Here is a 25,016-nt window from a genome sequence, read left to right as displayed (position 1 = left end):
TTTCCTTCCGAATGGGGCTGATCACTCAGCGTGCGCCGTCATCGCTCGGGCCGGGAAAGAACCCCGAGTCGATGAAGGACTCGACATACGCGTCAAGCGCAGCCGTATCGATCGGCGGGCAATGGATTCCGAACCCGGCGAGCTCCGTACGAGTCTGGGTGTCGTCGACGGAGACCGCAACCCCGCCGTAATTGCCGCTGACCAGGGCGGCGCGCACCAGCGAGTCGTCACCGGCCGCGTCGCGCGCCGCGGCTTCCTCGGCCAGCCTGGTGGCGATCTCCTCCACCGCGGCGATCTCGACCGGGATCCCGTGCCTGCGCAGGGATTGGAAGATGTCGCGGATCGCCACCCGCTGCGAATTCACCAGGTGATAGGCCGACCCGCTGGAGGCTTCGGCCGCCAGCGCCACGATGGCACCGGCCACGTAGTTCACCGGCACCAGGGCCGTGTCGGCGTCGCCGGTGTCGGGGGCGAGCCCGAGGATGGCGGCCGCGCGGATCATGTTCCAGAACGAGTCGTCCGCGCTGTTCACGCCTATCCGCGGATCACCGCAGACGATTCCGGGACGGTAGATGCTCACCGGCACACCGCGTTCGCCGGCTTGCCGGACCAGCTGCTCGGCAACCCACTTGCTGGCCACATACCCGTTCTGGGACACCTCACCGACGTCGAGCACCGCGTCCTCACTGCCGCGGAAATCCGGTCCGGCAACGGCCGGAATCACCGCGTTGACGGTGGACACGAAATGCACCGGTTTGATCCGGCCGGTGGTCGCCAGCCGCAACACCTCGCGGGTGCCCTCCACGTTGGCGGCGCGCAGCCGCGCATAGGGCTCGATGTGGTTCACCCGAGCGCCGTTGTGGTAGACCACGTCGATCCGCTCCGTCAGCCGGTCGTAACCGGCCTCGTCGAGCCCGAAGCGAGGCGCTGCCAGATCGCCTGCGACAGCGACGACGCGCAGTTCGTAGGCGTCGTCCCAGATGCGGTACTTCTCCAGGGCGTTACGAATCCGCTTGTGTGCCCGCTCGTCGTCATCGCTGCGGACCAGGCACCAGACGCGCGCCCGGGTGCTGAGCAGCAATTCCTGGAGCAAGTGCGCGCCGACGAACCCGGTCGCACCGGTGAGCAGCACGTCCGTCGGGGTTTCCGAGTACGCCGGCGCGGCACCGGCACCATCGATCTCGGGCTCGAGCACCGCGTCGGCGGCGATCGTCGCGGAGTGGTCGGCCGGGACCGCCGCCGCGGGCTCGTCCAGGTTGTCGATCCGGGCAGCCAGTCCGCGCACGGTGGGTGCGGTGAACAACGCCGCCATCGGCACGTCGACGCCGAGCCGGGCGGTCAGCGCGCGCTGCAACGTGAACGCGAGCAGCGACGTGCCGCCGAGATCGAAGAAATCGTCCTCGGCGCCGGCCCTGGCGATGGCGAGCACGTCGACGAACACCTCGGCGACCGCACGCTCGGCCGGAGTAGCCGGGGCGACGAAATCGCGGGCCCGGAACACCGGCCGCGGCAGCGCGGCACGATTCAGCTTCCCGCTGTCGTTCATCGGGAAGGAGTCGAGCACCATGATGGCCGACGGCACCATGTACGACGGCAGCACCTGCGCCAGCGACTCGCGCAGAGCGTCGGCCGCGAGATCGGCCGCCACCGGTACCACGTAGGCGACCAGCTGGTCGCCGCTGTCCGACGCCGTCACCACGACCACCGCCTGGGCGACGGACGACTCGGCCAGCAGCGCGGCCTCGATCTCACCCAGCTCGATCCGGTGGCCACGGATCTTCGCCTGGAAGTCGCTGCGTCCCAGATACTCCAGCACGCCGTCGGCACGGCGGCGCACCAGATCACCGGTCCGGTACATCCGGGCGCTCGGTGGCCCATAGGGGTCGGCGACGAATCGATCCGCGGTCAAGTCCGCACGCCGCAGGTAGCCGCGCGCCAACTGGTCTCCCGCCAAATACAACTCGCCGACCACGCCGGCCGGTACGAGATGCAGCCGGGAGTCCAGCACATAGGTCCGCGTATTCCATTCCGCGACACCGATCGGCACGGTGGCCCGGTCATTCGTGGACGCGGGCCAATACGTCACCGACACGGCCGCTTCGGTGGGACCGTACAGGTTGTGCAGTCCGGCACCCGACAGCGCGGCGAAGTCGGCGACGGTGCTGGGCGGCAAAGCCTCACCGATGACGAAAACCGCACGCAGCGAGGCCAATTGCTCCGCTGTGGCCGCGGCCAGGAAAACCTGCAGCACGGAGGGGACGAAGTCGGTGACCGTCACCTGGTGGGCGGCGATCAAATCGGCGATGTAACCCGGATCGCGCTGGCCGCCCGGTGCGGCGAGCACCAGTCGCGCGCCAACCCACAGCGGAACGAAGAATCCCCACAGCGACACGTCGAACGTAGTCGCCGTCTTCTGCAAGTAGACGTCGTCAGGCCCGAACGAATACTGCGCCGCCATCCATTCGATCTGGTTGGTGATCGCGCCGTGCGACACCATCACACCTTTGGGGCGGCCGGTCGATCCCGACGTGAACAGCACGTACGCCGGATGGTCCGCACGCAGGGGCGCACGCAACTCGCCGGTGGCGGCGGGGTCCGCCGAGTACGCCGACAGATCAAGGGAGTCGACATCGATGACCGGAACCCCGGAAGCGGGTACCGGATTGCCGTTGTCGGTGAGCACGCACACGGGCTCGGCCACTTCCAGCACGTACGCGATCCGGCCTGCGGGATGATCGAGGTCCAGGGGCAGGTACGCGCCTCCCGCGGTCAGCACCGCGTACATCGCGACCAGCAGCCCCGGCGAACGCGGCATCGCCAGGGCGACCACGGCCTCGGGGCCGATCCCGTGCCCGATCAGGTACCGGGCCAAGCGGTTGACTCGCGCGTCGAATTCCCGGTAAGTCCAGGCCGTCTCGTCGTGCACGACTGCGATCGCGTCCGGTGTCGCGTCGACGGCGCGGCGATAACCGGTGAGCAGGACATCCGCCGACACCGGGTGCGCCGTGTCGACCGCGTCCGACAGCAGCCGCGCGCGTTCGGCCGGGTCGATCACCTCGATGTCACCGAGAACCGCCGTAGGGTCGGCGGCAATCGCGGACAGCAGGCGCACGAACCGGTCGACGAAGCCTTGCACCGTGTCGTGGTCGAACATGTCGGCGGCGTAGCTGACCACACCGCCGATCCCGGTCGGCGTGCCCGCACCGTCGTAGGTGTCGCCCACCATCCAATGCAGGTCGAACTGCGATACCTCGGTACCGATGTCCAGTCCGGAGACGGCGAGGTCCGGCAATTCCAGCGTGACGGGCTCCAGATTCTGGAACGACAGTGCCACTTGGTACAGCGGGTGCCGCGCCGTCGACCGGACCGGTCTCAGCACGTCGACCAGACGCTCGAACGGCACGTCCGCGTTCGCGAACGCCTGGATATCGGCCTTCCGCTGCCGCCCGAGCAGGTCGGTGAACGTCTCCCCGGCATCGTATCCGGTACGGAACACCAGGGTGTTGATGAACATGCCGACCAGATCGTCCAGGACCGCTTCGCCCCGCCCGGCAACCGGCGAACCGATCGCGATGTCGTCGGTGCCCGACAACCGCGCGAGGAGCACCGCCAGCGCCGTGTGCACGACCATGAACAGCGTCGCGCCTTCGGACCGAGCCAATTCCACCAGAGCCCGGTGGGTTTCGGCATCGATGCGCACCGCCACCCCGCCTCCGGCGTAGGAGCGCATCAACGGACGCGGCCGATCCGACGGCAGGTCGAGCTGGTCCGGCAGCCCGGCCAAAGCCTGCTTCCAGTAGGCGATCTGCTTGGCCGCCAAGGATTCCGGATCGTCTTCGGCGCCGAGCAGCTCCCGCTGCCACATGCTGTAGTCGGCGTACTGCACCGGCAACGGCGCCCAAGCGGGGGCCTCCCCGGCACAGCGAGCCGCGTACGCGGTCATCAGATCACGGGTCAGCGGGGCGATCGACGACCCGTCAGCGGCAATGTGGTGCACCACCATCGCCAGCACATATTCGGGTGCCGCGCTGGCGTGGTCCGGGTTCGCGCCGCTGAGGTCGAAGAGCACCACCCTGAGGGGCACGTCGGTGGTGAGGTCGAAAACCGTACCGGCCAAGGCGACGACGGCATCCGCCACGTCGGCCGGGGCGACGGCCCGGATCTCGAACTGCGGAACCGCCTGTGCCACAGGCAGGATCACCTGCACAGGAGCGTCCTGGGAGTCCCCCGAACCGGAACCATGGTGCGGATAGATCGTGCGCAGGATCTCGTGACGAGCCACCAGATCCTCGATCGCCGTCCGCAGCGCGTCCGTATCGATGGCGCCGGTCAACCGCACCGCCAGCGGCACGTTGTAGGCCACCGAAGCGGTGTCGAAGCGGTTGAGGAACCACATCCCCTGCTGCGCCAAGGACAACGGAATCCGCTCCGGGCGCGGACCGGCGGTCAACGGCCGACGGCCTGCCCCGGTCGAATTCTCGCTCAAGCGTTCCGCGAGCGCGGCCACCGTCGACGCCTCGAACAGCAACCGCACCGGGATACGGATGTCGAGCGCGGCCCCGAGCCGCGCGATGACCCTGGTGGCGATCAGCGAGTTGCCGCCGAGTTCGAAGAAGTCGTCGTCGGCTCCGACCGGCGTCGCCGGACGGAGCAATTCGGTGAACGCACCCGCGACCAGTTCTTCCAGCGGCCCGGACGGCGCCCGGTACTCCCTCGCCTGCAGCACCGGCGCGGGCAACGCGGCACGGTCGAGTTTGCCGACCGGGGTCAGCGGGATCTCGTCCAGCACCATGACGATGGTGGGCACCATGTGCGCGGGCAGGCTGCGTTCGGCGAACGCGACGAGCTCGTCGGGCCGGGCGACCGCACCGGTGGCGGCGTGCACGTACGAGACGAGGATGGTCGCGCCACTGGCGAGTTCGTGCCCGATGGTGACAGCGAAGTCGACGGTGTCGTGCGCGCCCAGGACCGCGTCGATCTCACCGAGTTCGATGCGGAAACCGCGGATCTTGACCTGGAAGTCGTTGCGGCCCAGATACTCCAGCCTGCCATCGGCCGTGCGTCGCGCCAGATCGCCGGTCCGGTACAGGCGGGCTCCACTCGGGTCGAACGGGCTCGCCACGAACCGCGCGGCGGTCAACCCCGGTCGCTCATGATATCCCCGCGCCACCTGCGCCCCGGCGATGTACAGCTCGCCCACGACCAGGTCCGGCACCGGATTCAGCCGCGGGTCCAGCACGTATTCGGTGATGCCGCGGATCGGCCCGCCGATGGTGACGGTCTCCCCCGCCACCAGCGGCGCGCTGATATTGGTCATGATCGTTGTTTCGGTCGGCCCGTACCCGTTGTAGAACTCACGGGCGCGGCGCCCACCGAGCGGGATCGTCCAGCGTTGGACCAGATCCGGCGGGCACGCCTCGCCACCGGCGATCACGACGCGGAGCTTGTCCAGTCCGGCCGGGTCGACCGACGCCAGAGCCGTGGGGGTGATGAACGCGTGCGTCACCCGCTCCCGGCGCAGCAGCGCGGCCAGCTCCGCACCGCCGTAGACGGTCGGCGCCGCCACGATCATGGTCGCGGCGCCGCCCACCGCCAGCAGCAGTTCCAGCACCGACGCGTCGAACGACGGCGAGGCGAAGTGCAAGGTCCGTGACGTGCTCGTCACCCGGTAGCGCTCGCGCTGCTCGTCGCAGAAGCCCGACAGCCCGGCCTGCGTGACAACCACGCCTTTGGGTTTGCCGGTCGATCCGGAGGTATAGATGACGTAGGCCGGGTGCGCGGCGCGCAACGGCCGCGTGCGGTCCACGTCCTCGATCGGCGCGGCCGAGTAGTCGTCGAGCCGTCGATCGACATCGTCGGTATCGATGACCAGCCACTCCACCTCGTCGGGCAGGTCAGCGCGTACCTCGGCGACAGTGAGTCCGAGCACCGCGCGCGAATCCGAGACCATGTGCGCGACCCGCTCGGCCGGATAGTTGGGATCCACGGGAACGAACCCGGCACCGGTCTTGGCGATGGCCCATACCGCGAGCACCGAGTCGATCGACCGCGGAATACCGATCGCGACCAGGTCCTCCGGGCCGATGCCGCGGTCGATCAGCAGCCGAGCCAACCGAGTCGAACGATCGTCGAGGTCGACGTACTCGAGCTCGCCCAACTGCGTCGAGGCGTCCGCATAGACCACCGCGACACCATCGGGGTTGCTCTCCACCGCGCCCGCCAGCAGCTCCGGCAACAGCGTGACACCGACCTGCTCCGCCGTGCTCGGCTCGGCGGGCCGGACCGGCGCGGTCAGCGCCCGATCCTGTTCGGCGACGTCGACGAGGTCGATGTCACCGACGATCGCGCGTGGATCAGCGGCGACAGCGGCGAGGACCCGCTCGAATCGTCGAGCGAGCCGCTGAACGGTCGCTTCCTGGAAAAGCTCAGACGCATAGGTGAACACTACGACGAGCTCGTCCGGCGTTCCATTCGCCCGGTGCCGCGGCTCCACGATCACCTGTAGATCGAATTTCGCCACGACCTCGTCGGTCTCCAGCGCCGAGACCGTCAGGCCGGGCAGCTCCAGCGAGGGCTGCTCGGTGTTCTGGAACGACAGCATCACCTGGAACAGCGGATTCCCCGGGCCGGCCGCGACGGGGAGGACCTCCTCGACCACCTGTTCGAACGGGATGTCCGCGTTGGCGAAGGCGGCGAGGTCGGTCTCGCGGACCTGGTCGAGGAGGGCCGCGAACGCGGCGGCCGGATCGACGTCGGTGCGCAGCGTCAGCGTGTTGACGAACATGCCGACCAGATCGTCCAGGGCGGCCGCTCCGCGACCCGCGATGGGCGTACCGATCGCGATGTCGGAGCCACCGGACAGCCGGGCAAGCAGCGCCGCCAACGCGGCGTGGACCACCATGAACAGCGAGGAATTGTGCTCGCGCGCGAGGCGGGCGATGCCCTCGTGCACCTGTGCGGGCACCACGACGCCGGTCGACGCACCGCGCAGCGACGCGACAGCCGGACGCGGATGGTCCAGCGGCAGCTGCGACGCTGCGGACACTCCGGCCAGCTGCTGCCGCCAGTACGCCAATTGCTGTGCGGCGATGGAGTTCTCATCCTCATCGGTGCCGATGACCGCGCGCTGCCAGACCGCGAAATCCGCGTACTGCACCGCCAGCGGCGCCCAGCTCGGCGCGCTGCCGGCGACGCGCGCCAGATAGGCCGTCACCAGATCCCGCGCCAGCGGCGCGAGTGAGGAGCCGTCCGCGGAGATGTGGTGCACGACGAAGACGAGCAGATGCTCGTCGGCGGCCGGCCCGGAGAACAACCGGATCCGCACGGGCGGATGCTCGGTGACGTCGAATCCCGCGGACAACAGTTTGGCCACCTGATCACGATCGGCGGCGGCGACCGTCTCGACCGCCAGCCCGTCGGGCAGCGTTTCGGCCACCGACAGGATCTCCTGGTGCGGCGTGCCGTCCGGGCCTGCGACCGGGAACCGCGTGCGCAGCGCTTCGTGCCGCTCCAGCACATCCACCGCCGCCTGCCGCAATGCGGACACGTCGAGGGCACCGGTGAGCCGCAACGCGAACGGCAGGTTGTAGGCCGGAGATTCGGTGTCGACCTGGTTGAGCACCCACATGCGCTGCTGCGCCAGCGACAGCGGCACCGGATCCGGTCGCGTGGCCCGAGTCAGTGGAGGGCGACTCGCCTCACCGGAGCCCGGCACGATCCCCGCCGCCAGTTCGGCGACGACGGGCGCGTCGAACAGGGTCCGCACCGACACCCGCGCGTCCAGCGCCGCACTCAGCCGGGCCACGACCTGGGTGGCGACCAGCGAGTTGCCGCCGAGGGCGAAGAAGTCGTCATCGACGCCGACCCGGTCCAGGCCGAGCACGTCGGCGAACACCCCGGCCACGATCTCCTCGACGGGGGTGGACGGCGCCCGGAATTCCCGTCCGGTGAACGTCGGCCGCGGCAACGCTTTGCGATCCAGTTTGCCGCTGGTGTTGAGCGGGAACGCGGCCAGCTCCACGACCGTGGCAGGAACCATGTAGGCGGGCAACGTCCGCGCCAGCGCGGGCAGCAGCTGCGCAGGATCGATGCCGGCTCCCGGCGCGGGCACCGCGTAGGCCACCAGCTGATCGCCGAGTTCCGACGGCACCACCACGACGACGGCCTGGCTCACCGCCGACTGCTCGAGCAGTGCCGATTCGATGTCACCGAGCTCGATGCGCTGACCGCGGAACTTCACTTGGAAGTCGGTGCGGCCCAGGTATTCCAGCACGCCGTACGCCGCGACGCGGGCGCCGAGTCCATCCGTGGAGCGACCGGGCGCACGCCAGATCACCAGATCCCCGGTACGGTACATCCGCTCACCGGAACCGAACGGATTGGCCACGAACCGATCCGAGGTCAGGCCGGGCCGGGCCACGTAGCCGCGGGCCAGTTGGTCACCGGCCAGATACAGTTCGCCGGGAACCCCGGCCGGCACCGGCCGCAGCCGGGCATCCAGCACGTAGACCTGGCTGTTCCACTGCGGCGATCCGATCGGCACCCTGGCGAGTTCGCCGCCGGACGCTTGCCGATAGGTGATCGATACCGCGGCCTCGGTCGGTCCGTACAGGTTGTGTACGGCGGCATCGGAGATCGCCCGCAGCGCGGCGACGGTTTCCGGCGGCAGCGCCTCACCGATCGCGAACACGTGCCGCAGCGTCGGGACGGCATCCGCCGCCGTATGCGCGGCGAACACCGCAAGCATCGACGGAACGAAGTCGGTAACGGTAACTCGCTGTGCCGCAATAATTTCCGCGATGTAGACCGGATCTCGGTGGCCATCGTGCGTGGCGACCACGAGTTTCGCACCGGCGCGCAGCGGCATGAAGTAGCCCCAGAGCGAGACGTCGAAGGTGGTGGCCGTCTTCTGGAAGTACACATCGTCGGCGCCCAACGGGTACTCGGCGAGCATCCAGGTGATCTGGTTGTGGATCGCGCCGTGCGACACCGCGACACCTTTCGGGCGTCCGGTAGAGCCCGACGTGAAGATCACGTACGCCGGGTTCTCCGGCCGCACCGGTCGCGCCAGTTCCCCGGCACGCAGCGGCGCTCCGTCGAAGCCGTCCAGTTCCAGGGTGTCGATATGCAGCACCGGAATGCCGTCGGGCACCGGAACGGCGTCCGTTGTCGTGGTGAGCACGCACACCGGTTCGGCGGTGTTCAAGACGTGCTGGATGCGCTCGTCCGGATGATCCGGATCCAACGGCACGTAGGCACCGCCCGCGGTGATGATCGCATACATTCCGACAACCAGGTCCAGCGAACGCCGGACCGCGAGGCCGACCAGCGATTCCGCACCCACTCCGCGCGAGATGAGCAGGCGCGCAAGCCTATTCACGCGCACGTCGAAGTCGCGATAGGTCAGCTCGTGGCCCTCATAGACCACCGCGACCCGATCGGGATACGTCCGCGCCGCACGTCGGTAGCCGTCCAGCAGCAGCTCCGGCTCGACCGCGTGGCGGGTGTCGTTCCATTCCCGCAGGATTCGATTCCGCTCACCGCTGGTCAGCATGATGTCGATATCGCCGACTCGTGCGCCGGGATCGCCGACCAGTGCCTCCAGCACCCGCAGCAGCCGTGCGGCAAGGGCTTCCACCTCGTCGGCGGTGAACCGGCTACCCAGATACTTCCACGTCAGCTCGATCGTCGACGCCGAGTGCACCAGCAGCGTCAACGGGTAGTGCGTATCGTCCTGGAGACCGACACCGGTCACCGACATGCCGTCCACGGAACTCACGGCGGCGATCGCGTCCCGGTCGATCGGGTACGACTCGAAGATCAGCAGGGTGTCGAACTGCGCTCCGGCACCGACCGCGCGCTGGATATCGGTGAGGCCCACATAGTGGTGGTCGAGCAGATCGGCCTGGTCACGTTGCAGGCGCTCCAGCAACTCGCCCACCGCGAGGCGGTCATCGATACGCACACGCACCGGCAGAGTGTTGATGAACAAGCCCACCATGGACTCCACGCCGGTCAGCTCGCCAGGACGGCCGGACACCGTCGCGCCGAACACCACGTCGCCGCGACCGGTGAGCCGCCCGAGCAGAATGCCCCACGCCGCCTGCACCAGCGTGTTCACCGTGACGCCGAGTTCGGCCGCGCGCTTGGTGATCCGGCCGGCGCCGTCGGCGTCGATCGCGGTGATCCGCTTCCCGATCTCGTACTGCTCGGCCGTCCTCGGTTGCGGCGCGAGCTGCGTCGGCTCCGCCACACCGGACAGCGCCTCCGCCCACACCCGTAGCGACGCCTCCAGATCCCGGCCGGCCAGCCAGCTCAGGAAGGTGCGGTAGGACGACACCCGCGGCAGCGCGGACTGATCGCCCCGCGTCGCGTACAGCACCAGCACATCGCGCAGCAGCAGCGGGTTCGACCAGCCGTCGAGCAGGATGTGATGACTGGTGATCACCAGATGCCACTGTGTCTCGGTGGTTTCGTCGACCGCCGTGCCGGTACGCGGCAGTCCCGTGCGGTACAGGGTGAACCGCATCAGTGGCGCCACCGACATATCGAAATGCGTCTCGCGTTCCAGCGCGACCAACCGGTGCAGCTCTGCCGAGCGCTCCGGCTCGGGCAGGTGCGTCAGATCGACCGCACGCCAGGGCACCTCGACCCGGTCCATGATCACCTGCACGGGGTGGCCATCGGCGTCGGTGACGAACGCGGCCCGCAGGTTCGGATAGCGGTCCAGAACCGCCTGCGCCGCGGCCCGCAGCCGCTCGACGTCCAGGCTGCCGCCCAGTTCCACCCGCGCCTGGGTGATGTACACATCGACGCTCGACTGCGCCATCAGGGCATGGAACAGCAGGCCGGACTGCAGCGGCGACAGCGGCCACACGTCCGACAGCGCCGGGTAATCCCGTTCCCATACGTCGATATCCGATTGGCCGACCGCAACCAGCGGCAGGTCCGAGGGCGTCAGGCCACCGGCGTCCTGCCGCTGTGCGTGCCGAGCCAGCGCGGCGAGCGCGGCGGCCCACAGATCGGCGAGCTCCCGCACCCGCTCCCGCGACAACAGCCCGCTCGGGAAGGCGAACGACGCGCCCAGCCGCGGACCGTCCGCGCCGTCGGTGACGATCGCGTTGAGATCGATCACGCCGCCCGCGGGCATGTCCGGATCCATCTCGGCATCCAACTGCCCCAGATCCGCGACCGGCACCCAACCCAACTCGCCGAGTTCGCCAGGGATCTCGCCCGTCGATACCCGACCCAGATAGTTGAAGCTGATCTGGCCCGCGTCGCGCAGCTGTGCGGCGGTCTCCGGGTTCAGGTAGCGCAGCAGCCCGTAACCGAGGCCCTTGTCGGGGATCGCCAGCAGCTGCTCCTTCACCGATTTCACGATGTCGCCCAGGGGCTTTCCGCCCTCGAACGCCGCATCGACATCGGCTCCCGCGAGATCCAGCCGGACCGGGTAGGCGCTGGTGAACCAGCCGACCGTCCGGGTCAGATCCGCGCCGGCGGCGACATCCTCTTCGCGGCCGTGGCCCTCCAGCTTGACCAGCACCGTGCCGCCGGAGGTGTCGCCGCGCCACTTGCTCACCGCCAGCGCCAGCGCCGACAGCAGGCCATCGTTGACGCCACCCCGATACCGACCCGGGATCGCGGTCAGCACGGCCTCGGTCACCTCCGCCGACAACGTCACCTCGACGCGGTCGACGGTGGCGAATGTGTCCACCGCCGGATCGAACGCGCGTGCACCGAGCGGCGGATCCTGGGTAGCCGAAACCTGCTGCCAGAACGGTAGTTCCGCGACGCGCGCGGGTTGCTTCGCCGCCTCGACGAGGGCGTGAGCCCAGCGCCGCATCGAGGTCCCATTGGCCGGCAGCGCCACCGGCTGTCCCCCGGCCAGTTGCGACCAGGCCACCGCCAGATCCGGAATCAGAATCCGCCAGGAGACACCGTCGATCACGAAGTGGTGGGCGACGACGAGCAACACATCGCGACGCCGGGCAGACCCCGCATTCGCGCCCGCGGCGGCGCCGGTGAAAGCGAACCAGACGAACTGCACCATGGCCGCGTTCGACGGATCGAGCCGCCCCAGGGCCGCGTCGTACTCGTCACTCGCCCGCCGAGACAACTCCGCATCGCCGATGTCGGCGGGCAGCTCTACCCGACGCACCAACGTGCCGACCTCCACCGCGCCGGGCTCCAGCGCCTCGAAGAGCCAAGAGGCGTCCGCCGCCGCGGATGCCGCTCGGCCATTTCGGCGCAGCCGAGCGCGCAACACGTCGTGGTGATCGAACACCGCGCCGATAGTCGCGACCAAGGCCTCCCGATCGATGCCGGCCGGTAACCGCAGCGCCATCGATTGGGAGAACCGCTGATACGACGAGCCTTTGGCCAGCGTCCCCGCCATGATCGGCGTCAACGGAATCTCGCCGACCCCGCCACCGGGCAGTTCCGCCAGCCGGTGCTGCTCCGCGGCGCCGTCGAGCGTGGCGATCTCGGCCAATGCCGCGACCGTGCGGTGATCGAACACATCCCGTGCGGTGAACACGACACCACGCGCTTTGGCCCGCGACACCAGTTGGATCGACAGGATCGAATCGCCGCCCAGCGCGAAGAACGAGTCGTCGAGACCGACCCGCTCGACACCGAGTACCGCCGCGAACACTTCGGCGATGACGGACTCGGCCTCGCTCACCGGAGCACGGAATTCGCGCCCAACGAAGGCCGGCTCCGGCAGCGCGTTGCGGTCCAGCTTGCCGATCGGGGTGAGCGGAATCTCATCCAGCACCACGATCGCCGCCGGGATCATGTACTCCGGCAACCTGCCACCGACGAAGGCCGCGAGTTCTCCCGTGTCCACATCGGCCCCCGCATGCGGCAGCACATAGGACACCAGGGCTTTCGCACCGGACGGCAGCGTCTTGCCGAGAGTGGCCGCGTAATCGACCGCGGGATGGGCGGTGAGCGCATTGTCGATCTCACCCAGTTCGATACGGAAGCCACGGATCTTGACCTGGAAGTCCGAGCGGCCCAGGTACTCGAGGGTGCCGTCGGCCTCGTTGCGCCGCACCAGATCACCGGTCCGGTACAACCGCGCGCCCGGCTCGCCGGTCTCTGCACCGAACGGACTGGCCACGAACCGCTCCGCGGTCAGGCCGGGCCGCCTCAGATAACCCTGAGCCAGCGCCTGCCCCGACAGGTACAACTCCCCGACCACTCCCGCCGGTACCGGTCGCAACCGCGCATCCAGCACGAACGCACCCACCCCTGCGATCGCGCTGCCGATCGTGATGGGCTCGCTCGGCCGCAAGGGCCCGCTCAAGGTCGCCCACACCGTCACCTCGGTCGGGCCGTACCCGTTGACGAACACCCGCCCGTCCCGCGCCCAGCGCCCCACCAACTCCGGGCTGCACTTCTCGCCGCCGACCTCTACCACCTCGAGGTCGTCGAGCCCGGCCGGATCCACCGATTCCAGCGCCCCCGGCGTGATCACGATGTGCGTAACCCGCTCCCGGCGCAGCAGATCGGCCAGCTCGAAGCCACCGAACACGTGCGGCGGCGCGACCACCAGCGTCGCCCCCGACGAGAAGGCCAGCAACAGCTCCAGCACCGAGGCGTCGAAATTGGGCGAGGACACGTGCAAGATGCGTGCACCCTGCTGCACGCGGAGGCCTTCCCGCGCCGCGGCAACCAGCCCGCCGAGACCGGTGTGGGTGACCACCACGCCCTTGGGTTTCCCGGTCGAACCCGAGGTGTAGATGACGTAGGCGGGGTGCCGGGGATCGATCGGGCGTACCCGGTCGGCGTAGGAGATCGGATGGTCCGGCCGCTCGGCGACTCGCTCGGTGTGCACTGGATCATCGAGTTCGATCCAGTGCACATCCGTACCGAGCGCCGGCCGGTGTGCCGTGGTGGTCAATCCGAGCACCGCACCCGAATCCGAGAGCATGTGCGCGATCCGCTCGGGCGGATACGCCGGATCCACCGGCACATACGCCGCGCCGGTCTTCGCGACCGCCCATACGGCCAGCACGGATTCGATGCTGCGTGTGATCCCGATGGCCACCGTGTCACCGGCGCCGATCCGGCGCGCTATGAGCTCGCGCGCCCACCGGGACGAAAGCTCATCGAGCTCCCGGTAGGTCAACTGCCGATCATCGGACGGATCCCCCGAGGGGTTGAACCGGACGGCGACGACGTCGGCCGCGGATTCCACAGCGGCCGTGAGCAGACCCCCGAAGAGGAGACCGACCCGGCGACGTCCACGCGAGGCACGACGATCCCTACTCATTCCCGCATTTCACCTCTCGCCGCCGGGCGGCATTTTGCATGAAGAAACTCATTTAAAACAAACCGCACTTCGCGAACCAAATGCCACACCATCGCGAAGAAATTAATTACCATACCAAAACCCCATTACCGGATATTCCCGCATGTGGGAATATCCGGTTGCCGATGTGGCGAATGAAACTAAGCCGATTTACTCAGCGCCGCTCCGGCATACTCGAGGAATCGGTGCACAGCCCGGCCGACGCGGCCAATCGAGGCGCGAAGCTCACCACAGTCTCCACAAAAATACCCTTTGACCTGGGATTCCGTTCACCCACCCCGTTCCGATCGCCGTACCACTCGCACCCCCTTCTGGCCGGAGCATATCCATTCTGCCATAGAGCGGTTCGGACCACACGAGAGGGTCGAGGACGTGCGAATAGATGTAATGCAACGCACATCGATAGCATCCGCGAACAGGTCCTATGCATACCCCGGACAGAATTGCCCAGCCGTGCGGCGATTCAGGAAGAGACACATTGGAGCGGACTGGGCGGATGGTTTTCCGACACATGCCAGGAATTCCATTTCGGTCGCACAGTGGAGTGCAACGCGGAACCCGCATTTTTTGTGGACGGCCCGACTACTCGCACCGAACCGGCCCCATAGATCGCCGCACAGCCGATCGGTATGCCGGAACTCGCCGGACAGCGAACGCCGCTCGTATCGCCGCGAGGACCTCGCCGATCTATGCCGATCCGGGGCCGCCGCGATCGGCCCGCCGCCAAGCGGTTCGCCGTCGCCTCCCGCCCTGGTCATCGGCTCGTTACCGGCCGGTAATGGACCCCACTCAGCACGTCGTCACGACACAGAGCAGAATTCGGCTATGCGGCGACAGCTAGACCGAATCTCACCGGATCCGCACGGTAACTGTGCGTGTTTGCCGAAGTGGAGTGTCGGGTAAGTGGCACGGATGAGCGAGCCGAGTCCATACGTGGAATTCGACCGGAAACAGTGGCGGACCCTACGTAAGTCGACTCCCCTGGTGCTCACCGAGGAAGAGCTGATCGGCCTGCGTGGCCTCGGGGAACAGATTGATCTCGAGGAAGTCGCGGAGGTCTACCTCCCGCTCGCTCGTCTCATCCACCTGCAGGTGGCCGCGCGCCAGCGCCTGTTCGCCGCGACCGCGACCTTTCTCGGCGAAACCCATCCGGACCAGCAGGTACCGTTCGTGATCGGCGTCGCGGGCAGCGTCGCGGTCGGCAAGTCGACCACCGCCCGCGTGCTCCAAGCCCTGCTGGCGCGCTGGGATCACCATCCCCGCGTCGACCTGGTCACCACCGATGGATTCCTCTATCCCACCGCGGAACTCACTCGGCGCGGCATCATGCACCGCAAGGGCTTCCCGGAGAGCTACGACCGCCGCAAGCTGCTGCGCTTCGTCACCGAGGTGAAATCCGGTGCGGCGGAAGTCTGCGCGCCGGTGTATTCGCACATCTCCTACGACATCGTGCCCGGAAAGCTGCACTGCGTACGGCAGCCCGACATTTTGATCGTGGAGGGCCTGAACGTGCTGCAGACCGGTCCCCGGCTGATGGTCTCGGATCTGTTCGACTTCTCGATCTACGTCGACGCGCGCATCGAGGACATCGAGAACTGGTACGTGCAACGGTTTCTCACGCTGCGCGAGACCGCGTTCGCCGATCCCGACGCGCATTTCCACCACTACTCCGGATTCAACGACGAGCAGGCGACCGCTGCCGCGAAGGAGATCTGGAACAACACCAACCGCCCCAATCTGGTGGAGAACATCCTGCCCACCCGGCCACGCGCGACCCTGGTGTTGCGCAAGGATGCCGACCACAGCATCAACCGGTTGCGGCTGCGTAAATTGTGATCTCGCTTACAGCTTCCACGCTTCATCGAGGCGCCGAGCGACATCGATATCGCACGCCGCGGCAATATCCGGCCTGCGGATCTCGGCGGAGATATAGCGGGCGACGAATCGCCTGACCTCGTGATCGACGCTGGCGAGGATGCGCAGCAACTGTCCCCGCCTGGTGGCGGCGGCGACATTCACGCGCACGTCGACCGGACGCGGCTCGGCGATATCGATCACCACCCGCAACGGCGTGGCGGTGCGCACCGTCAGGTGCAGGTGAACGGTCCCCTCGACATGGAACCGATGCCGATCGACCGCCAAGTCCAGCAGCAGATCGAGGTCCAGCGGGATGAGCAGCTCGAACGCGATCAGCTCGCCGCCGAGGCGGCGCAGCCGCGACCGGCCGAGCTGGACCTCCGCGGTCACTTTCGCCAACCGCCCGGGGCCGACGCCGATCGGGCCGAAATCGAAGGCAGCACCGGTCAGCTGACCGAACGCGCCCAAGATGCGCTCTTCGGAGGCCGCGAACTCCAGGAAGCGCCTACCGAACTCCGCGTAGCCGATGAAATCGCCCGGACCGTGCCGCACCATCCCGCTGGCGCTCGGCTCCGTCACGAGCGAGATCCGATCACACGCCGAAGCGTCGATGGCGCGCGGCGTAGTCGCGCAGCGCCCGCAGGAAATCCACCCGCCGGAACTCCGGCCAGTACGCCTCGGTGAACCATATTTCCGAGTATGCGCTCTGCCACAGCAGGAACCCGGACAATCGCTGCTCGCCGGAGGTTCGAATGACCAGATCGGGGTCCGGCTGGCCGGAGGTGTAAAGGTGCTGGCCGATCGCGTTCACGGTGATCGACTGCACCACGTCCTCGCCCGTCTCCCCCGCGGCGATCTCCTGGCGGACCAGCGAGCGCACCGCGTCGGTGATCTCCTGCCTGCCGCCGTAACCGACCGCGACGTTGACGTGCACACCATTGCGCCCTTCGGTGCGCTCGGCCGCGGTACGCAGCCGTTTGGCGATGAGCTCGGGAAAGCCGTCGAGCGTGCCGACGATGCGCACGCTCCAGTTCTGCTCCGGCGCCGACAGTTCCTCGACTACGTCGGTGATCACCTCGAACAGCGTCTCCAGCTCGTCCGGATCGCGCTGCAGGTTCTCGGTGGACAGCAGGTAGACGGTCACCATCTCGATGCCCTCGGCCTCGCACCAGCCGACCAGTTCGGCGATCTTCAGCGCGCCGACCCGATGACCGTGGCTGACGTCGGTGAAACCGTTCTCCCGCGCCCAGCGGCGATTGCCGTCACACATCACCGCGACGTGCCGGGGATGTTGTTTGCCGGCCAGCTGCCTGGACAGCCGGGCCTCGTAGATGCGATACGGCAGACCCCGCACCTGACTCGGAAGTTCCACGCGGGCAACCCTACGCCTCGGCGACACGATCTCGGCATCGACCGCGATACGCCGGTACAGTGGCTGGAAACTCAAACTTACGCTTCCGTAGGTTACTCGCGGGTTCAGCTAGGCGGCCACCACGCCTGCGCTCGGTCCCGGAGCAGGCTACGGACGCACTTCGTCCAGCTGCGTCCACTAGGAGGTACTCGTGTCCGAATCGGTCGGCGCCGCCGACGCGGCACTGGTCACAACGGGCTCCCACTCGGCGGGCGAGGCGCTCGCGGAGGCGCTCGTCAAACCACGCCTGCGCGGCTGGATCCACACCTGGGCCGTCGGTATCGCCGCGATCGCGGCCGTGGTACTCATCGCCACGGCCGCCACGGTCTCGGCGACCGCGGGATGGTCGACGCTGGTCTACGGCGTCACCGTGTGCGGACTGTTCGGCATCAGCGCGGTCTACCACCGGGTGACCTGGCCGACCGCGCAAGCCCGGATCCGGATGAAGCGGGCCGACCACTCGATGATCTTCCTGTTCATCGCGGGCAGTTATACACCGTTCGCCCTGCTCGGCTTGCCCGGACGCACCGGGCAGACGTTGCTGGCCGTGGTCTGGGCGGGGGCGCTGGCCGGAGTGGCGCTGAAACTGCTGTGGCCGACCGCGCCCCGCTGGGTCGGCGTTCCGCTGTATCTGCTGCTCGGCTGGGCCATCGTGCCGGTGGCCGGGCAACTGAACAGCCAGATCGGCATCGCGCCGTTGATGCTGCTGCTGATCGGCGGCCTGTTCTACAGCGGTGGCGCCATCCTCTACGCGACCAAATGGCCGAACCCGTGGCCGACCGTCTTCGGTCACCACGAGTTCTTCCATGCGGCCACGGTCCTCGCGGCGCTGACCCACTACGCCGCGGTCTGGCTCGTGGTCCTGCGCTGAGCGCAATACAGTCGGCGGAGATCCACACACTTCGGCTGCGGCTGTTCTCCACCGCCGCCCGCGTCGCCCGTCGAACTCGGCTACCCACCGGCCGAGCTCAAGAGAGTGTCAAATAATCCGGAATTCCATACCGCCCGGTACCGGTCCGTGGGGTCCGGATTTAAGATTCACACAATGCGCTATCGGCTTCAAAGCGTTGGTCGACCACATGTATTTACAAATACCCCAGAATTCATCGAAGAGAGCCGGAACAGCGCCCCGAATCGAGCAACCCGCAAGGACGATGCCTTGGCTCCCATGTTCGCCACTTCTGCCGATCGGCTTATACCCGCACACCATCTCACAGCCCACCTCCGCGGTTCACTCGATGGCTCATACGCGTCCATGACCGCCACCCGGGGCACCGGCAATCACCTGGACCAACCGGAAAGCTGCGCCGATGGACCGGCGACCGGATCGGATGCGGGGAGACCGGCGGGGCGAGTAAGGCTTTCCGCACCCATCATGCGGCCCAAAAAAATTCCGATGCGCTGCAACCAATCATCCACATAGGACTCGATCTATTCAACACGGCACGAGAGCGAGGTCGCAATGGTGTCAAGTCACGCCATTGTCGGTGAACGAGATATTTTTGGAGTCAAAGGTATTTCGGGCCGGGGGATGCGCGACACTCCACCACCGTATCCATACGGCTGGTTCGCCGTGGCATTTTCCCGCGAACTGCCCCCGGGTGGGCTGTTGACCCGGCGGTTCATGAACCGGGACATCGTCGTTTATCGCACCCGCTCCGGCACGGCGCGGGCCATCGAAGCCTATTGCCCACATCTCGGGGCACATTTCGGGCACGGTGGCAGCGTTCAGGACGAAGAGTTGCGTTGCCCGTTCCACGGATTTCGGTACTCCGTCGCAGGCCGATGCACCTATTCGCCCTACGGAACTCCGCCGCCGGCGGCCCGACTGGGCATGCTCGAGCTCCGTGAGGTCTGTGGTGTGCTGATGGTCTGGCACGGTCCGCCGGATCAGCAGGTGTGGGAGATCGATCCGCCGGCAGAGGAGTTGGGCTGGCGGACCATGCGAACGAAGAAGCTACGGTTTCACAGCCATCCGCAGGAGATTACCGAAAACAGTGTCGACTCCGGGCATTTCGGTGTACTGCACGGATTCGACGGCGTGCGAACCATCGACCCGATCGTCGTGGACGGACCGCGGTTGCGGACGCGGTACGCCTTCACTCGACCGCTCCCACTGATGGGAGGCGTCAGCACGGAGATCTACGTCCGGGTCGACGGGTTGGGTTTCTCCATTGTGGAACTGGAAGCCGCAGGGTGGGCGATCCGCCAACTCGTACTCTCCACACCGATCGGCGAACGCGAGGTGGCGGTGCACGTGGGCACGACAGTGCGATCCCGAGGCAGGACCGCCTCGAGCCGGGCCGCGTGGATGCCGGTGGAGGCAGTCCTCGAACGGATAGCGCTCCGGATCGTCGTCACCGAACTCCGTCGCGACCAGGAGATCTGGGATCACAAGGTGTATCTGGATCGACCGGCCATTGCCGCGGGTGACGGCCCGATCGCGAAATATCGCGCGTGGACACGGCAGTTCTACCCGAGGAAAGAGTCATGACAAGTATTGGAAAACGGTTGGGAACGGCGGCGTTCGCGGCCACTGGCGCGGCAGCTGTGGGCTACTGGCGTTGGCATCGACGCCCCACGGTGACGCCGCCGGGAACGGTCGCTGCGCCGCTGGCGTGGGCAGGCGCCGACAATATTCCGATTGTCGGCGTAATAACTCGGTTGAAGTCCGTGATCACCGATCCCATCGGCCTGGTGGTGCGCAACCGGGCGCAGTACGGTGACGTCTTCACCCTGCGCGTCCCGAGCATCTACGACTTCACGTTCCTCCTGGACGGTGAGCACTACCAGCGGGTGCTGAGTCTGCCCACCGATCACGCGGGTGTCGGAGAAGTGCTGCACAGGGTGCCAACCGTCGGTTACTGGTTCCCGCGCGAAGACTCGGGACCGGAATCGCTGCAGCAGCTCATTCTCGCCGGTCGGCGTCTGATGGCGGAAAACCTGCCCGCCGAACGGGTGAGCCGGATCGCGGGCGATGTTCCCGGCATTGTCAAACGGCATACCGTCGACTGGTCGACAACGGTCGATCTGGCCGACGTGGTTCACCCGATCGTGTACGAGGTGACGGGGCGATATTTCCTCGGAGACGAGATCTGGGACGCGCTGGGCACCCGCCTTACGACCTACTACCGCAATATCGCTGATGGTATCGACATCCCGCGCACCACGCTGTCGATCACGCCGTACCACTATCTGATGCCGGAGTACCGTTCCACACGTAAGCTCTATCGCACCCTGCGCGACGAGCTGCCCGCGTTCGATAACGCCGACTCGCCGCTGCTTCGTGCCATCGCCGCAGCGCGTTTCGACGGCGCGCCGCTTTCGACGGCGGACAGGCTGTGGATGGTCATGTATGTGCTGTGGAATGCGACCGCCTACCCCGGCACCTACACATTCTGGACGCTGATCGATGTGCTGACGCAGCCGGGGACACTCGCCCGGTTGCAGTCGTTCGACGATCAACCGGCGAGACTCGATTTCCTGGGCCGCTGTCTGGTCGAATCGGTACGGATGCATCCCGTCTCGTCGTTGATCCGCTACCTGGACCGGCCGTACGAATTCGAGCGTGACGGCAAGACCTATCACATCCCCGCCGGCCAAGCGATCGGCGTATTCCCCGGCACACTCAACCGGGATCCGGACCGGATTCCGGGCGACGCCGACCGATACGACCCCGATCGCTATCTGCGCGAGCCCGCGCCCAAAACCGCCACGTTCGGACGGGGACCGTTCGGGTGCGTCGCGCAGCGGTTCAGCGAAACGGTTACTGCCACCGTGATCGACGAACTGCTCACGCAGTACCAGTTCCAACTATCGGGCCCCGTGCCCACCCGCCGGGAGCGGGTGCATCAAACCTATCCGGGAAGTCCGATGCCCGCCCGGTGCACACCCCGCTGATACATCGTCGGCGCGGAGAGGATTCCGATGCGAGAAGTGAAAACGTATATCGACGTAGCGGCACCGCCGCAGCGAGTATGGGATGTCCTGACCGACTTTGCCGCCTACCCGGAATGGAATCCGTTCTTCATCGCGGTGGACGGGCGGGCACAACCAGGCGAGACGCTGGCACTGCATACGAAGTTCTCCCGGCGGTTCGGCCCTCGGGTGTCCACCGTGACGGTCCGAACGGTCGATCCGCCGTGCCGCCTCCGGTGGGGTGGCGGTCTCGCGATACCCCGGCTCGCGGACGGCGAACACGGCTTCGACCTCGACGTGACCGACGGCGGGACACGGGTGCGGCACTACGGCCGGTTCAGCGGTCTGCTGATCCCGGTGGCGGGGAGGCTCATCAGTGCACTGGAACAGCGGTGCCACGAACTCAACTCGGCTCTTAGAACGAGAGTCGAAGGGTGAACGGCTCGGACCACAGCCCGATGGGTGATCGTGGCGGCACAGAAGTCCACCGCCCGGCACGGCTCGGTGACTCCGGATCATCCTGACAAAGGTGCCCGTCCGGGATCTCACGTGCTCGGCGCACTTGTTCGCGTTGTTCGGCGACCTCTCCGACAAGATCATGGGGAAACCGCCTGTGCCGGTCGTACTGGTTCTATGCTGCTCGTTCGTGTTCCTCGTCGCTGCCTTCCGCCGCATCGCCCTGCCGGAGCGGGCAGTCGTGATGAGCCCGCCCTGCACCAAGGCGACGCTCGGTAGTGCCGAACCTTTCCGCCTCGTGCGGCCCATGGATGCCCCGAGGCTCTCGGTGAGCTCTGGAGCGTTCGTACGGTTCGCGAAGTACTGGGCGGCGAGACCACGCGTGGAGCGGCTCTCCGGGCTGCGCACCCGATGATCTCGAAGTTTGTCCTGTGGGCGCTCAAGGCGCGGGGTGGTCTGGCCGTAGTGGTCACCACCGCCAACCTCAGTGGTCTCGCGGTCATTGTCACCCAGCTGTGGTTGAACGGGTTCCTCGGCAGGCTCGGCACCGACTGGCTGCGTGCGCTGGTGTTCGTCGGTATCTATCCGCTGGTCGGGTTCCTTGTCGGCGTCGTCCTCGCGGTGCGCGACCGCACGAGGTATTTCGGCTGGCTCGACGCCGGACGAAGGCCGACCGAGGTGGAAGCCCGCCGCCTGCTGCGGCTGCCGATCGTGATCAGTATGCGGGCGATCGCGCTGTGGATTCCCGGGGTGATCGTCGCGGCGGCGATCTTCGCCCATCTGAGCCCGGAGAACGACCCCGGCGTGACTACGGCACTGTTCACGATCGGCGCGTTCGAGACGGCGGCGATTACCTTCCTGATCGTGGACCGGCTGATCCGGCCGACCGTTCCGGTGGTCGCCGGGATCCTCGGCTGGACTATGCATTGGAGTTCCTCGGTACTGGTGCGGGTCGTGGTGAGCTGGGCGGTGGCGGCGGCGCTCCCACTGCTCATGCTGATCGTTGTTCTCGCCGACCCGGCCGCCGCGGCGCCCGATCGGGTCCGGACCGCCATCTACCTGTCCGCCGTCGGCCTCGGTGTCGGCGCGCTGGCCACCGCCTTCCTCGCGCGCGCCGTGGCCGCGCCGATGCGCACCCTGCGCCGGGCGCTGGACCGGATTACCCAGGGCGATCTGGACGTCCGGGTGCCGGTCGGCAGCACCAGCGAGATCGGCAGGCTGGAACACTCGGTCAACGAGCTGGCCGCGAACCTGCGCGAGCGGGAGCGGATGCGGGAGGTATTCGGCAGGCACGTCGGCGCGGAGGTGGCCGAGCGCGCGCTCGCGCGCGGTGTGGATCTCACCGGTGACGTGCGCGAGGTCTCGGCGCTGTTCGTCGACGTGACCGGGTCGGTGGAGCTGTCCACCGGGCTGCCGCCGCAGGAGTTCGTCGCCAAGCTCAACCGGCTGCTGGCGATCGTGGTCGCGGCGACCGAGGAGAACAACGGGCTGGTGAACAAGTTCGAGGGCGACGCGGCGCTGTGCGTCTTCGGGGCGCCCATCGCCCTGCGCGACAACGCGACTCCGGCACTGCGCGCCGCCCGCCGCATCCGCGACGAGGTGCTCGCCACCGGCGAACTCGACATCGGCATCGGCGTGGCGCGCGGCCGGGTCTTCGCCGGCGACGTCGGCGCCAACACCCGGCTGGAGTTCACCGTGATCGGCGACGCGGTCAACGAGGCCGCCCGCCTCACCACCGCGGCCAAAGAAGTGCCGCGGCGGATCCTGGTGAGCGAAGTGGTGACCCGAGCCGCCGCGGACCACGAACGCGCCAAGTGGACTTTCTTCGACACCATCGTGCTGCGCGGGATGAAAGACCCGACGGCCTGCTGGACCGACATGGACGGCCCCGATCCATCGCCCGACCCCACCGCGACCAGCGCCGACCGACCTGACAGCGGCAACCCGGCCGAGGCCGATTCTGTCGCCGAAATCCGCACCGATGCAGCGGGATCCGACCCCGCCCGGACGCGCAACACCGAACTGGACACCCCACCCCGGCGATAGCCCGCATCAGACGTCGCCTGTCGCCGCGCGCGGTCATCAGAAGCCGATGACCGATCGACCGCCGGAGGGCGACCACTCCCAGACGCCGGAACTCGCAGACGAGCCGCAGCGCAGCGGAATCCCAGCCTCGCCGATTATCGAGCCGTCCACTACGGTTGCCGGGCCGGTTGCTCCGAGGCTCCCGATCTGTGGATGGCGACGCGCCACGGCAGGCGGATGGAGGTGGGCGGGTGGTCGTGTGCCCATTGCGCGATCGCTGTGACGGCCGAAGCGAGTGCGGTGGCCCCGGCGAGCATGGCCCAGCGAGTCAGTCCGGCGGTGTCGTAGGCGACTTGCCGGATTCCCGGCAAGACGATACTGCCGTTGCCGAAGGCCCAGCTCATCACCATTCCGGCTTGTCCACCCAGATCCGAGGTGCGCGCGAGCGTCGCTCGTAGTTCGGGGGCTTTGCTGTTGATGTAGAGCACGGTGAGGAGGACCAGAGCCGCGACGGTAGCCGTGGAAAGCGTTGCTATCCGAGACAGGACCTCTCTGCGATACCGGATATTCGCCGCCACTACGCACAGGGTGACGACGATCGCCGCGGCGGAGAGTATCGCCGGGGCGCCGCTGATGCGCGCGGCCGGTGGCTGCGATGACGACCAGACATTGAGGTAGGAGGTGGTCGCGGTGATCCGGCCGAAGGCGTTGGCACTGGCCTTGCCGTCGGCACCGGCCGCGGTCAGCCACGGCTGGAACAGCAGGATCAGCGTGACGATGCTGCCGGCCACGGCCCCCAAGTAACCCCAGTAACCCTTCAGCGTCGACAGGTGCGCTCGGCACCCGGCGAGTCGTCCGGACGCCGCGATCGGCCCTGAATCGGGTCGAATGTCCTTGACTGACCAGGGAGTTGGCTGCACTTCGCTCCGAATCAGGGATCGGTCGGCGTCGAGAACCGAGGCGGACATGGCGGTCCCCGACTGCGGACGTCATAGGACACGGCCCGGACAGAAGGGGGATCTCCGGACAGTA

At 67.5% G+C, this 25,016-nt stretch carries 11 protein-coding genes; 7 read left to right on the top strand and 4 right to left on the bottom strand.

Features of this window, described 5'->3' with window-relative positions; all coding sequences use genetic code 11:
• Positions 1 to 25: 25 nt before the first annotated feature.
• Positions 26 to 14,278, bottom strand: coding sequence for an amino acid adenylation domain-containing protein (locus AB0M45_RS15575; RefSeq protein WP_364328392.1), 14,253 nt, complete (start codon positions 14,276 to 14,278; stop codon positions 26 to 28).
• 942 nt (positions 14,279 to 15,220) lie between these two features.
• Here AB0M45_RS15575 and coaA point away from each other — a divergent pair.
• The gene (gene coaA, locus AB0M45_RS15570; protein WP_364328389.1) at positions 15,221 to 16,153 is read left to right on the top strand and encodes a type I pantothenate kinase; all 933 of its coding nucleotides are present in this window, start codon (positions 15,221 to 15,223) and stop codon (positions 16,151 to 16,153) included.
• Between the two features lie 6 nt (positions 16,154 to 16,159).
• On the opposite strand, the gene AB0M45_RS15565 is transcribed toward coaA, so the two are convergent.
• Both AB0M45_RS15565 and AB0M45_RS15560 read right to left on the bottom strand, forming a co-directional pair.
• Complete coding sequence (locus AB0M45_RS15565) at positions 16,160 to 16,753, bottom strand: hypothetical protein (protein WP_364328386.1); 594 nt, start codon at positions 16,751 to 16,753, stop codon at positions 16,160 to 16,162.
• Positions 16,754 to 16,766: 13 nt separating this feature from the next.
• Positions 16,767 to 17,546, bottom strand: a complete 780-nt coding sequence (locus AB0M45_RS15560) for an isoprenyl transferase (protein ID WP_364328383.1) — start codon at positions 17,544 to 17,546, stop codon at positions 16,767 to 16,769.
• Positions 17,547 to 17,769: 223 nt separating this feature from the next.
• Here AB0M45_RS15560 and AB0M45_RS15555 point away from each other — a divergent pair, with 223 nt between their 5' ends.
• The 6 genes from AB0M45_RS15555 to AB0M45_RS15530 all read left to right on the top strand — a co-directional run bounded on the left by AB0M45_RS15555 (position 17,770) and on the right by AB0M45_RS15530 (position 24,005).
• On the top strand, positions 17,770 to 18,456 hold the full coding sequence (locus AB0M45_RS15555) for a hemolysin III family protein (RefSeq protein ID WP_364328520.1): 687 nt from the start codon (positions 17,770 to 17,772) through the stop codon (positions 18,454 to 18,456).
• Positions 18,457 to 19,158: 702 nt separating this feature from the next.
• Positions 19,159 to 20,079 carry a Rieske 2Fe-2S domain-containing protein gene (locus AB0M45_RS15550; RefSeq protein WP_364328380.1) on the top strand — a complete coding sequence of 307 codons (921 nt, stop codon included), beginning with the start codon at positions 19,159 to 19,161 and terminating at the stop codon, positions 20,077 to 20,079.
• Positions 20,076 to 21,485, top strand: coding sequence for a cytochrome P450 (locus tag AB0M45_RS15545; protein WP_364328377.1), 1,410 nt, complete (start codon positions 20,076 to 20,078; stop codon positions 21,483 to 21,485). Before AB0M45_RS15550 ends, AB0M45_RS15545 begins: the two co-directional genes overlap by 4 nt.
• A gap of 27 nt (positions 21,486 to 21,512) precedes the next feature.
• A complete protein-coding gene (locus tag AB0M45_RS15540) occupies positions 21,513 to 21,941 on the top strand; it encodes an SRPBCC domain-containing protein (protein WP_364328374.1) in 429 nt (142 codons plus the stop codon).
• Positions 21,942 to 22,032: 91 nt separating this feature from the next.
• Positions 22,033 to 22,374, top strand: a complete 342-nt coding sequence (locus tag AB0M45_RS15535; RefSeq protein WP_364328371.1) for a hypothetical protein — start codon at positions 22,033 to 22,035, stop codon at positions 22,372 to 22,374.
• On the top strand, positions 22,371 to 24,005 hold the full coding sequence (locus tag AB0M45_RS15530) for an adenylate/guanylate cyclase domain-containing protein (RefSeq protein WP_364328368.1): 1,635 nt from the start codon (positions 22,371 to 22,373) through the stop codon (positions 24,003 to 24,005). Before AB0M45_RS15535 ends, AB0M45_RS15530 begins: the two co-directional genes overlap by 4 nt.
• Positions 24,006 to 24,154: 149 nt before the next feature.
• Here the strand turns inward: AB0M45_RS15530 and AB0M45_RS15525 are convergent, their stop codons facing one another.
• Positions 24,155 to 24,775, bottom strand: a complete 621-nt coding sequence (locus AB0M45_RS15525) for a hypothetical protein (protein WP_364328365.1) — start codon at positions 24,773 to 24,775, stop codon at positions 24,155 to 24,157.
• Between the last annotated feature and the right edge of the window lie 241 nt (positions 24,776 to 25,016).

It is taken from the genome of Nocardia sp. NPDC051787, from assembly GCF_040681325.1.
In the GTDB taxonomy this organism is placed as follows: domain Bacteria; phylum Actinomycetota; class Actinomycetes; order Mycobacteriales; family Mycobacteriaceae; genus Nocardia.
The sequence above is the reverse complement of the archived record's forward strand: the minus strand, read 5'-3'. Positions and strand labels throughout refer to the sequence as shown.

Bases quoted from the DNA above. Each gene is read 5' to 3' on its own strand.
- AB0M45_RS15540 (WP_364328374.1), top strand. From the start codon at position 21,513: ATGCGAGAAGTGAAAACGTATATCGACGTAGCGGCACCGCCGCAGCGA.
- AB0M45_RS15575 (WP_364328392.1), bottom strand. From the start codon at position 14,278: ATGAGTAGGGATCGTCGTGCCTCGCGTGGACGTCGCCGGGTCGGTCTC.
- AB0M45_RS15530 (WP_364328368.1), top strand. From the start codon at position 22,371: ATGATCTCGAAGTTTGTCCTGTGGGCGCTCAAGGCGCGGGGTGGTCTG.
- AB0M45_RS15545 (WP_364328377.1), top strand. From the start codon at position 20,076: ATGACAAGTATTGGAAAACGGTTGGGAACGGCGGCGTTCGCGGCCACT.